The 1,993-nt window shown below is 70.2% G+C and carries 3 protein-coding genes; 1 reads left to right on the forward strand and 2 read right to left on the reverse strand.

Annotated features, from left to right (window positions below):
• Positions 1 to 591, forward strand: a 591-nt coding sequence (locus AC2VOK_RS11315) for a chloride channel protein (RefSeq protein WP_428900553.1), incomplete at its 5' end; no start/stop codon positions are given.
• Here the strand turns inward: AC2VOK_RS11315 and AC2VOK_RS11320 are convergent.
• Positions 588 to 1,397 carry an IclR family transcriptional regulator gene (locus AC2VOK_RS11320; protein ID WP_428900554.1) on the reverse strand — a complete coding sequence of 270 codons (810 nt, stop codon included), beginning with the start codon at positions 1,395 to 1,397 and terminating at the stop codon, positions 588 to 590. The two genes, AC2VOK_RS11315 and AC2VOK_RS11320, sit on opposite strands and share 4 nt — an antisense overlap.
• A 38-nt stretch (positions 1,398 to 1,435) precedes the next feature.
• Positions 1,436 to 1,993: SRPBCC family protein (locus AC2VOK_RS11325; RefSeq protein WP_428900555.1), on the reverse strand; the 558-nt coding region annotated here is incomplete at its 5' end.

Below are 1,993 nucleotides of genomic sequence, written 5' to 3' on the forward strand. Positions count from 1 at the left end.
GCCGCCTACAACCGGTTGGTGCTGTGGTTCGTCGACCACGTCGCCGCGCTGGGCCGGGTCCCGGCCCCCGCGAAGGCGGCGCTGATCGGCGCGGTCATCGGGCTGGCGATGTTCGTCTACCCGCTGGCGGTGGGCGGCGGCGACCCGGTGAGCCAACTGATTCTCGGGGGGCACCATTTGTTTCTGTCGGTGGTCATCGGCTACCTGGTGGTGCGGCTGGTCGCGGGCCCACTGTCGTACTCGGCGGGTGTGCCGGGAGGGCTCTTCGCGCCGTTGCTGGCGGTGGGAGCGCTGTGGGGGCTGTTGTTCGTCGGCGTGTTCAACCTGGTGTGGCCGGCGAACGCGTCGTCGCTGGGGATTCCGATGGCGCTGGTGGGTATGGCGGCGTTCTTCGGGGCCACCGTCCGCGCCCCCGTCACCGGGATGGTCATCGTCGTGGAGATGACCGCCACGACGACGGTGATCGTGCCCATGATGGCCGCGACCGCCGCGGCGGTGCTCGCCGCGTACCTGGTGGGGTCGCCGCCGATCTACGACAGCCTGCGCGAGCGGATGCCGGTGGACACCGCGATCAAAGGCGACGGCGGCTAAGAAGCGCGCTCGGTCCAGCCCAGCCGGCGGCTGACGCTGTCGGCGGCCGCGATCGTGCGCCGTGCGACCTGAGCAAACGCGGTGGTCTCAAGCCGGTAGGCAGGTCCTGACACGCTCAGCGCCGCGGCGATCCGGCCGTTGCCGTCGTACACCGGTGCGGCCACGGCGTTGAGCCCGATCTCGAGTTCCTCACGCGCGCTGGCCCATCCGGCGCGTCGCGCGACGGCCAGTTCGGCCTCCAGCGCGTCGATGGTCACGATGGTGTTGTCGGTGAAGGCCTCCAACGCGGGGCCGAGCCGGCCGCGCAGGTCGTCGACGTCCAGGCCGGCCAGCAGCACCTTGCCCGCCGACGTGGCATGCGCGGGGCAGGTCTGGCCCACCCAGGTCTGCAGCGCGATCTCCGCGGTGCTGACGGCTTCGGCGATGTTGACGATCCGGTTCTCGTCGAGGACAGCGAGATTCGCCGTTTCGCCGACCTCGGCCGCCAGCGTGTCGCAGGCGTCCTGGCTGAGCTTGACCAGATCCAGATGGCCGCTGCGCGAGCGCGCCAGCCGCGACACCGCGATGCCGAGCTGGTATTTGCCGCGCTCGGAAAGCTGTTCGACGTAGCCGCGCGACTCCAGCGCCGCGATCAGCCGGGACGCCGTCGACTTGTGCACGCCCAGCTCGTCGGCGATCTCGGTGACCCCGCCCCTGCCCATGTCCGCCAGCAGTTCGAGCACCAACAGGGCACGGTCGACCGATTGCACCGCGGGGCCCGCCTCGGGGCGACCGGCGGGGGCGTCTCCGTCGTCGCCGTTGGCCATGACGACCGAGCTTATACCGCTGTTCGGCCAGGGCCCGCTCACCTCGGCGCGGCGGGCGTGCCGATTCGCGCGATCACCCACCGGTGAAATTCGGCGATGTGGTGTTCGGCGGGCACCAGGACGCCGCCCGCGCGATACGCGCGCGAGGACATCGCCGGCTGCGTGCGCCGGCAGGCATCGAAGTCCTGCTCGTTGACCCGGTGGAACAGCTCCACCGAACGCGCGAGATCGCCCGTGGCCGCCACCTCGGGGGCATAAAGCCAGTCGCATTCGACGACGGTGCGATCCGGGGCCAGCGGAAACATCCGGTGGAAGATCACGTGGTCGGGAACCAGATTGATGAACACCGTGGGCTTGACGGTGATCGCGAAATAGCGCCGCTCCTGCCCGGCGCCCACCCCGGGCAGGCTGGGGAACCCCGCGCTGCCGTCGACGGTGAAACCGTCGACGCCCGAACCGAACTCGGCACCGCGCCCCACCGACGACTGGGCAGCCTGACCCCGCGCGAACTCGGGCACCAGCCTGGTCAGCTCGGGGTGGATCGTGGCGCAGTGATAGCACTCCATGAAGTTCTCGACGATCAACTTCCAGTTGGC

Source organism: Mycobacterium sp. TH-M116 (assembly GCF_057473685.1).

Coding starts and splice junctions, on each gene's coding strand:
- AC2VOK_RS11320 (WP_428900554.1), bottom strand. CDS start 1,397: ATGGCCAACGGCGACGACGGAGACGCCCCCGCCGGTCGCCCCGAGGCG.